Below are 8,750 nucleotides of genomic sequence, written 5' to 3' on the forward strand. Positions count from 1 at the left end.
CCGTGTTCCAAATAAATCTAAATAAAGCATATATAAAATCCCCATCTGAAAACAGGTGGGGATTATTTGACGCTTACTTAGATAAGCAATATGAAGGAGAAGAAGGACAAAGTTTTCAAGTGGCTGGAAAGAAAATAACTCCGAAATTACTCGCTGAAGCGTTGCGTACTTTGCCAAAAGAAAAGCGTAAGACTGTCCTTTTATACTACTTTTTTGACAAATCAGATGTAGAAATAGCTGAACTACTCGGTATTCCACGTAGTACCGTTCAGTATAGGAGGACAAGCTCTTTCAAGAGGTTAAGACGATTTTTGGAGGAACATGCAGATGAGCGGAGTGATTAATTCTAATGTTGGAAACAACGAGCGTGGTTTATTGCCGTACCCAATTATTTTAGCTGCAAATAAGGGTGAGCCAGAAGCAATGAAAGTAGTTGTTCTACATTATGGAAGCTATATGACAAGCCTATCCATGCGTAAGCTCCGTGATGAACAAGGAAACACTTATTGGGGTATCGATGAAGATACACGCGAACGCTTACGAGCGAAGCTTATGCAATCTGTTTTAGCTTTCAAAATTTGAATACAGAATGGTTAGGTTTTCCCTTTCATTAATCATATATTTGTTCTTTGACAAAGAAAGCACGGAAGATAACGCTGTGCAGTATAAACTAAAAAATCAGATACATTCTACTGATGACGAGCCACTTGATTCATACGCCATGACTTTCGTTAGAAACGAGCGATAATCTATGAATCTAATGCAATCGTGGTGATTGTTGGCGATAACCCATCAGTATAGATAATGATACTCCTCTACCGTCATGGTTCGAGCGTTCAAAGCGTCGCAAGCTATGAGTAGAGCTGGAAGGAATACTTGCAGGGGTGAAATTCCCGTGGAGCTGTACCAACAGCCGTCTGATTTTAATTGATTAATTATAAGGGGGCGTGTTTTTTGAAACAGAACTTGATTCCTTATAGTATGCAAATTGCTATGTTAAAACAACTGCTAACCCGTAAATTGATTACCAAGAAAGAATATTACATGGTTAAAAATAAATTAATGAAAGAATATGGCATCATTTCTGATATTACAGACTGAATTGTGTTTCTATTGGCGATACATTTTGTATAGGAGTTATCATTTTTTGTTGTTAGAAGATTTAAGGATGTTCAATTTGATCTTCAATAATATAATCGGTCTAGATTCCAGAGTAATGAGGATTTTTTTAACAAAGGAATACATGACAAAACACCCCCCGAACCGAACATTCGAGAGATGTTTCGCTCTTATTTGTTTACAATGCGATTGTACGTATTAACAGTTAATACGTAATAGACTGCATAGATGATAACAAAGAAGACTATAGCCATTAGAATAGGGAAGATAAGATTGATTCCAATGAGATTAGAAATAAAGTTGCTAGTAAAGTACAATGCCACACAACTGTGCAATATTCCTACGGTTAGTGGCAATCCAAACACAAATAATGACTGCCTTTTGATTGATTTACGTATATCCTTTTTATTGACACCGATTTTTCTAAGGATTTCATACTGTCCTTTCGCCTCATTCGCTTCTGTTAACTGTTTGAAATAAATGATACTTCCACTTGCCGCTAAAAATACAAGCCCCAAAAATCCAAAAATAAAGAGAGTAATTGCGTTTCCTTCTTTACCTTGCTTATACTCCGTATAAAATGATGAAGAAACTTGAAAATCGTTTCCAACCAGTTTATTTACTTTCTTTGATGTGGCTTGTGCCGTTACTTCATTTTCCACTTCATACACTTTATAAGTTAATGGAGCCTCTTTTTTGGCTATCTCAGCAAACATTTCGTTACTGACTACGAGAAAGAAATCGGGATAATCGAAAGGTAGCACATTACTTTCAACCATATGAACAAATGGCAGTTCGCTGCTTCCTTGAGGCAATTGAATCGTTATATTTTCTCCTTTAAAAACCGACTTCGTATATTCAGTAAACCTTGGCTGGATTACTGCTGCTTGATTTCTTGATAGTAAGACTGTTTCATCCTTATTTAAAGCATTCGCTGCTTTATTAAATGTACTTTCTGAGATTAATTGCACAGGATTTATGTCATAATCCAGTTGAAATGAGAGTATTCCTTTTACCTGAATGACGGGTATGTCTAGTTGGGCTTTTATTGGATGTCGATGATCTGCTTTTATTATGCTCTCCACCTGCGAATCAAATTCTGGACCTTTTGACAAATGCGAATAGCTGAACGGAACAACTTCCTCAGCTCTTTTTTCGTTGCTGTAATACCCACTGTAAGTTGCACCTAAGAAACAGATCGTTGCAGAACTCAACAATGCAATGACTGTAAAGGTACGTGCATTCCCTCTAATACGAAACAGTAAGCGAGATATTTCAATTATTCTAGTTCCTCTGTAATAACGCGACTTATTTTTTTGTGATAATCTTAATAAATAGACCGTTACAGATCGAAAAAATAAATGGGTGCCAATGACGAGAGCAACAAAAGCAATACCATAATTTTTCATTAAATATTCCGTAGTAAATTCGTCAGGAAATGGTTTTAATATCAGCCAGTAACTAACGACAAGCAATATAACTCCGATAACAGCCGATATAAGTGAAACCTTTGGAATTTGTTCTCCTTTTTTCTCATCATAGAATAATTCGATTAATGTAAAACGATAAATCAAACGGTAACCTTGAACGGAAGTGAATAAAATAATGACCATAAAGACTATGACTGTTTGGGTAATCGCTTGAATGGAAATACCGAAGTCCACCTCGGCAATTGAACCCATAAGTTTTATTAAAATCATTGCAAATAATTTGGAAAGTAAGGTTCCAAGAATAATTCCAATAACTATTGCAATGATTCCCATAATCAAATTTTCATAAAATAACATTTTTGCAATGGTTTTCTTGCGTAAACCAAGTATGGCGTACAATCCGACTTCTTTCTTCCTTTTTCTTGTGAAGAATGAATTGGAGTACAAAATAAAGATTGCTACGAATAAAATTAAGATAATTGATGATACCCCAAACATGAAACTCATTGTATCCGACAATTCAATGCTTTCCTGAATTTTTTCGCTATATTGCAAGGAAGTGAACGTATAATAAATAACCATGCTGAAGACGAGCGTAACAAAATAGACAAAATAATTATTGAAGTTACCTTTAATATTTTTCCTTGCTAAACTAAATAACGTCATTTGCTCCACCCCCCAGTGCGGATAGAACATCCAACACCTTGTTGAAAAATTCTTTGCGGGATCTTTTCCCTTTCACAAGTTCTGTGAAGATTTTACCGTCTTTAATAAATAGGACGCGATTACAATAACTTGCCGCATAAGCATCATGGGTAACCATTAAAATTGTTGCCTTGTCTTGTTCATTAAGATCCTTTAAACTTTCTAATAAGTCTGTTGCTGATTTCGAATCCAACGCACCTGTTGGTTCATCTGCCAATATTAGGTTTGGCTTTGAAATAATCGCGCGTGATGCTGCCGTGCGTTGCTTTTGTCCCCCAGAAATTTGATACGGGTACTTATTTAAAATGTCGCGAATGCCAAACTTATCTGCCACTTCATCTGCTCTTCGTTCCAATTCCTTAACGTTCAATTTTGCCAAGGCTAACGGCAAGATAATATTTTCTTTCACAGTTAGAGTATCTAATAAATTATAGTCTTGGAAAAGGAAACCAAGTTTGTCACGGCGAAAGGCAGATAATTGCTCTTCATTCATCTTTGTCAAATTGATTCCGTCAACCACGATGTCACCAGCAGTCGGCTCGTCAATTGTTGCCAATATATTTAGTAAAGTTGATTTACCAGCACCCGAGGGACCCATAATACCGACGAATTCACCTTCCATGACGGTTAAGTCTATATCCTCCAAAGCTGAAAATACATTTCCCTTTGCACCATAGACTTTTTTTATTTGTTTTGCTTCGACAATAGTTTTCATATTTAAATCCTCCATTCAGAGTTGTTTTGTTTTACGTTTTTATTTTACAATAGGTGCCCTTTATATAAACTTACAGCTTGATCTCGTAACCTTACATTTTCGTCACATTGATAAAAAATATGTTTAAACACGATATTTTCTTTGTATGTTGGTCGATATTCAATTAATATGATGTTAAAGAAGGATGATTGTTTGGAGGGAAGAGGAATGAAAATCATGATTGTGGAAGATGATTTGACCATTCGTGATATGGTAGGGGAAACATTAGAAAAGTGGGGTTTTGAAACCGTTAAGATCGAAGACTTTGACCAAATCATGCAGGTATTTCTTAATCATGATCCTCACCTAGTCATCATGGATATCAATTTGCCATCGTTTGACGGATTTTACTGGTGTAATAAAATCAGAGAAATTTCAAAGGTCCCTATGATCTTTCTCTCTTCCCGTGATACACCAATGGATATAGTGATGTCGATAAACATGGGAGGAGATGATTATATTCAAAAACCTTTCCATATGGATGTATTGATTGCAAAAATTAATGCACTCCTCCGCAGAACGTATTCCTACATGGAAACACAGTCTAAGACAATCGAACATGATGGAATTATATTAAACCTTGAGAACGGAGAGGCCTTACATGGAGATCGAAAGTCGGAACTCACGAAAACAGAATTTCTTATTTTGAAAATCCTGATGAAAAATAAAGGAACCATCGTCAGTCGTACGAAAATGATGCGTAGCCTTTGGAAGAATGAAAATTTCGTAGACGAAAATACATTGACGGTTAATATTGCTCGTCTGCGTAAAAAGCTTGCTGAACTTGGAAAAGAACACTTCATTATGACTAAGAAAGGACAAGGTTATATTATCCAATGAGTTTCTTTCAATATCTAAAAGATAAACGGAATTTCTTTATATTAAACGTGATCATTATGTTCTTTGTTTCTTTGATGACGATTGTGAGCACAGATTCCAGAAACACTGTAAGTAATATCGTATATACCAATGTGGTTATCTTTTTTATTGTAGCTATATACGTAATCATCGAATACTATTACAATAGAGAATTTTATCGGGAATTAAATGATTTGGTTGAAAGTAATCATGAAGAATTTCTCGCAACTCTGCCTAAACCGCGAAACGATGAACAACTGTTATATCTTGAGTTATTAAAAAAAGTAAATAGTGTGCATGGCGATCAATTACAAAAGTTGTATAACGAAAAAATGGATCATCAAGACTTTATTACATCTTGGATTCATGAAGTCAAGGTTCCGATTGCGGCAGGTCGCTTGCTTATGGAAAACAGTAATGGAAGAACTGTTGAATACCTTGTGGACAAGTTTGAAGATGAGTTGGATAGAATCGAAAATTACGTGGAGCAGGCTCTTTATTATTCTCGCATTGATTCTTTTTCCAAAGATTATTTTATTTCCGAGGTAGTGTTGGATCAAGTCGCTAAAAACAGTGTAAAGAAATTTGCCAAATCTTTTATTAACAAGCAAATTCGTTTTCATATGGACAATATTGAACAGGTTGTCCATACCGACAGTAAATGGCTTGGTTTTATTATGGATCAAGTTTTTTCAAATTCTTTAAAATATACAGGTGAAGGCGGGGAAATCTCCGTACAATTTGAGGAAGATCTAAAAGAAAAGCGGCTACAGATTCAAGATACAGGCATTGGAATTAAGCCAGAGGATATCAGCCGCGTATTTGAAAAAGGATTTACAGGATCTATTGGGAGAAGTCATGCCAAATCTACCGGTTTAGGTCTCTACCTTGCAAAAGAAATGGCTCTTAAATTAGGACATGACCTTTCCATTCATTCAGAAGATGGGAAATATACGAAGGTCATCATCCACTTTCCAAAAATCAGAAATTATTATCATCTATAAGTATAATGGTGGGGTTAAAGAAATTGATTAATCGGAAAATAGTATCAAATTAAAGGTGTTCAAGTAGAATAATGTTTATCGTAAGGCTTAAGAAATATTAAATAATATAGCCAATAGTAAGTGAATTAATTGATAAAAAAATAAGTACTTGAAAATAGCTATAACCAGGTTTTTATTATATTTTAATCGAACTTTTCAAATATGGTTTTATTAATACCACGATAAATCAACGTTATATGTCCTCTTTTTATCTCCAGTTCCAAGTATGGGAAATATTATCCATGGTTTTAACATGCATATGCAATGACTTTTGAAAATCAATTGAGGCTCAAACACTTTATTTAAGATTTTTATTTGGTTATATTTTTATGGGGTAATCGGAAAATAGTGTAGAAAGAGGGTTAAAAATAACCCTCCTCCATTGCTTTAGTCAGTGGTGAAAAGTCAGCACCATAGATTTCTTCATAAACCCATTCATAGCCTATTTGACCCCAATTCGGGAATTGATCAGGTAACAATTTTATGAAAGTAGCTTCAACTTCTTTGAATTTCTTTTTCTTTTGGGTATTCGGATTATAGTGTTGAAAAACCCTATTAAATAAATTAATGTTCATAGCACTGTAAATCGTATAATTGGATCTACGCCAATATTCTGGACACAAAATAGATGGTGGATTGGACAGAGCTCCATTTCATAAGAGTGGGTTGGTCTATGTCGCTTGACATGGAGCCTCTATGGGCATGGGTGTCTTGCGAAGGGCGAAAGGGTCAAACAATCCTTTCGCAGGCGGACGAGCCTAACATGCCCCCCCTCCATGTAAAGCGCCGTGCTCAGACATGATGCAGTGACTTAGCCGCCACCCGGATTTCATCTTCAACCTGTTGTGGGGTCTTATATTGAAGGCTGCCATGCATTCGCTTTCGATTATACCAGCCTTCAATGTATTGGAAGAGATGAATCTTTGCAGAGGCGTAATCCAGATAAGTTACGTGATGTATTTCTTCCTTCTTCAAAATAGCATGGAAGGATTCAATACAGGCGTTATCGTACGGGCAGCCCTTTCGACTGAATGATTGTCTGATCTTTTTTGACTCAGCCTCTTCCATGAAAGCCTCACTCGTATATTGGGAACCCAAGTCACTGTGCAGAATTAACTCCTCTGGTGGTAGCTGCGTGGCATAGGCGTTATCCAATGCTTTAATCACCAGGTCTGTTGTCATTGTACAAGAAAAGGAATAGCCTACGATTTTCTTTGAATGCAGGTCCATCACAGAAGCAAGGTAGCACCAGCCATCCTTTAATGTATGGATATACGTAATATCGGCCACCCATTTTTCATTGATGGTGGTCGTAGAAAAGTCCCTGGCCAGGATATTCTCGCGTTCGATAACTGTTTCTTTGCTTGGTGTTGGCCGATATTTTTTAATGACGATGGAACGGATGCCCTCTTTTTTCATCAGTCTCTGTACACGTTTCAGACTTACTCTATATCCTTCCGCACAGAGATATTGGTGAATTTTTGGGGCTCCATAACGCCCTTTGCTTTCTTCGTGGATCTCTTTGATCCTTTTTGTCAGCTCCTTGTTTTCCCGCTCACGCTTGGATTCGGTTTCTTGGAGTGTTAGGTAGTAGGAGCTTCGCGGCAATTCCAAGACTTCGCACATAGTTTGGATGGGATGTTGGTCTTTATGTTGATCAATCACGGAAGCTACTGCAGATTGGCTTACCTTTTCGCGAATATGGCCATAGCCTTTTTTAAGATTTCATTTTCTTCCTGCAGCCGGCGAAGCTCCTTTTGAATCTTGGTATAGTCATCCGCCGTTGCCACGGTTCCATCTTCAAATTTGACGGGAGAAAACTTTTTGACCCAATTATAAATGGAGACATCAGATACGCCATATTCGCTGGTTAATTGCTTGACTGGAGTGCCAGATTGATATAATTCCACAACCATCCTTTTGAAATCTTCATTAAATTTATTTTGGTTTTTATTATGGCCTTTCATTGGACACACCTCTTCTTAATCTTATTCCTCAAAAATTATGAAACTAACTAGGATGTGTCCATGAAAATATACTAGCACCACATGTTTGGGGTGGGAAAAAAAAAAAAGACCATTATCTTGAACAAAACGTTTGGATCATTTCCAGAAATATTTCATTTCCCTAAACCCTACATCCCAAAGCTTTTCATTCCCCTTAACGATTATCGTAATCTTACTTGCACGTTCAAGTGGAATTTCAAACATTTGTGGAAACAATTCCGGATAATTCAGTTGCTCCGTTCCAGAGCCGGATAATACCTCACGACCATCGACTAAAACTCGTATACTTCCATCACTATCCATTAAGTCCGGTATTCCATAATAAAATGAAAAAATAATCTCCTTCTTGGACGTATAAGTGTAGGTTTCACTTCCTTTGCCTTTGGCGCCAAATATATTATATCCAGGTTCGACGTTTTGACCGCTAACTTTAAAGCTGTACGGTTTTGTTCCCGCTGTTGTATGCCCGGAACTATTTTTCAGTTCATTTAAAGCTATAAAGGGACCCTCTGCTTTGGTGAACGTTTTCTCCACAATTCCGCAAATTGCTAATACCCCGATTAGAATAACAATACACGTGATACCGGTAATAGCCATATTTAGCCAAAAGTTTTTTGTTCGATACCCTAGTTTGTACGCTCCGAATCCGATGCTTGCGCCTAGAGAGTTTTGAATGGCATCGTTAATATCAAAGCTTCCGAGCAAAGTTAGTGCCTGTATGGTTTCGATCACGAGAATAGACAGGAAGAACAATGAAAATAAACCTGGATTACGAAAGTAAAATCTAGTTTATAAATACAAAAAGGGCTCCAACCTTTGGTATAATTAGGTTTGT

At 36.7% G+C, this 8,750-nt stretch carries 10 protein-coding genes; 5 read left to right on the top strand and 5 right to left on the bottom strand.

Features of this window, described 5'->3' with window-relative positions; genetic code table 11:
• The 3 genes from AB1L08_RS20400 to AB1L08_RS20410 form a co-directional block, all read left to right on the top strand.
• A partial coding sequence (locus AB1L08_RS20400; RefSeq protein WP_413066463.1) for an RNA polymerase sigma factor occupies positions 1-344 on the top strand: 344 nt, incomplete at its 5' end.
• Positions 328-582, top strand: coding sequence for a helix-turn-helix domain-containing protein (locus AB1L08_RS20405; protein ID WP_018705608.1), 255 nt, complete (start codon positions 328-330; stop codon positions 580-582). The genes AB1L08_RS20400 and AB1L08_RS20405, both read left to right, overlap by 17 nt.
• Before the next feature lie 372 nt (positions 583-954).
• Positions 955-1,101, top strand: coding sequence for a hypothetical protein (locus tag AB1L08_RS20410; RefSeq protein ID WP_018705607.1), 147 nt, complete (start codon positions 955-957; stop codon positions 1,099-1,101).
• 188 nt (positions 1,102-1,289) lie between these two features.
• Here the strand turns inward: AB1L08_RS20410 and AB1L08_RS20415 are convergent, their stop codons facing one another.
• Positions 1,290-3,215: an ABC transporter permease gene (locus AB1L08_RS20415; RefSeq protein WP_413066464.1), complete on the bottom strand. Its 1,926-nt coding sequence runs from the start codon at positions 3,213-3,215 to the stop codon at positions 1,290-1,292.
• Entirely contained in the window at positions 3,202-3,969 is a 768-nt protein-coding gene (gene drcA, locus AB1L08_RS20420; RefSeq protein ID WP_018705605.1) for a daptomycin efflux ABC transporter ATP-binding protein DrcA, read from the bottom strand. The genes AB1L08_RS20415 and drcA overlap by 14 nt, the downstream gene beginning before the upstream one ends.
• Positions 3,970-4,176: 207 nt before the next feature.
• Here drcA and drcR point away from each other — a divergent pair, with 207 nt between their 5' ends.
• Positions 4,177-4,848 carry a daptomycin efflux response regulator transcription factor DrcR gene (gene drcR, locus AB1L08_RS20425; protein ID WP_018705604.1) on the top strand — a complete coding sequence of 224 codons (672 nt, stop codon included), beginning with the start codon at positions 4,177-4,179 and terminating at the stop codon, positions 4,846-4,848.
• Positions 4,845-5,870: a daptomycin efflux sensor histidine kinase DrcS gene (drcS, locus tag AB1L08_RS20430; RefSeq protein ID WP_077113179.1), complete on the top strand. Its 1,026-nt coding sequence runs from the start codon at positions 4,845-4,847 to the stop codon at positions 5,868-5,870. Before drcR ends, drcS begins: the two co-directional genes overlap by 4 nt.
• Positions 5,871-6,271: 401 nt before the next feature.
• Here the strand turns inward: drcS and AB1L08_RS20435 are convergent, their stop codons facing one another.
• From AB1L08_RS20435 to AB1L08_RS20445, 3 genes are all read right to left on the bottom strand, one after another.
• Positions 6,272-6,484, bottom strand: a complete 213-nt coding sequence (locus tag AB1L08_RS20435; RefSeq protein ID WP_033369738.1) for a hypothetical protein — start codon at positions 6,482-6,484, stop codon at positions 6,272-6,274.
• 217 nt (positions 6,485-6,701) lie between these two features.
• A protein-coding gene (locus AB1L08_RS20440; RefSeq protein ID WP_220156903.1) for an IS3 family transposase occupies positions 6,702-7,876 on the bottom strand; the annotation gives its coding sequence in 2 pieces (ribosomal slippage) (positions 6,702-7,633 and positions 7,633-7,876; 1,176 coding nt in all).
• 135 nt (positions 7,877-8,011) lie between these two features.
• Entirely contained in the window at positions 8,012-8,668 is a 657-nt protein-coding gene (locus AB1L08_RS20445; RefSeq protein WP_413066465.1) for a VanZ family protein, read from the bottom strand.
• Between the last annotated feature and the right edge of the window lie 82 nt (positions 8,669-8,750).

The sequence above is a fragment of the Siminovitchia jepli genome, from assembly GCF_047228825.1.
GTDB lineage: Bacteria > Bacillota > Bacilli > Bacillales > Bacillaceae_C > Siminovitchia.

What these genes read in the sequence shown, in the direction of transcription:
- AB1L08_RS20405 (WP_018705608.1), top strand. Translation starts at nt 328, where the DNA reads ATGAGCGGAGTGATTAATTCTAATGTTGGAAACAACGAGCGTGGTTTA.
- AB1L08_RS20415 (WP_413066464.1), bottom strand. Translation starts at nt 3,215, where the DNA reads ATGACGTTATTTAGTTTAGCAAGGAAAAATATTAAAGGTAACTTCAAT.
- drcA (WP_018705605.1), bottom strand. Translation starts at nt 3,969, where the DNA reads ATGAAAACTATTGTCGAAGCAAAACAAATAAAAAAAGTCTATGGTGCA.
- drcR (WP_018705604.1), top strand. Translation starts at nt 4,177, where the DNA reads ATGAAAATCATGATTGTGGAAGATGATTTGACCATTCGTGATATGGTA.
- drcS (WP_077113179.1), top strand. Translation starts at nt 4,845, where the DNA reads ATGAGTTTCTTTCAATATCTAAAAGATAAACGGAATTTCTTTATATTA.
- AB1L08_RS20435 (WP_033369738.1), bottom strand. Translation starts at nt 6,484, where the DNA reads ATGAACATTAATTTATTTAATAGGGTTTTTCAACACTATAATCCGAAT.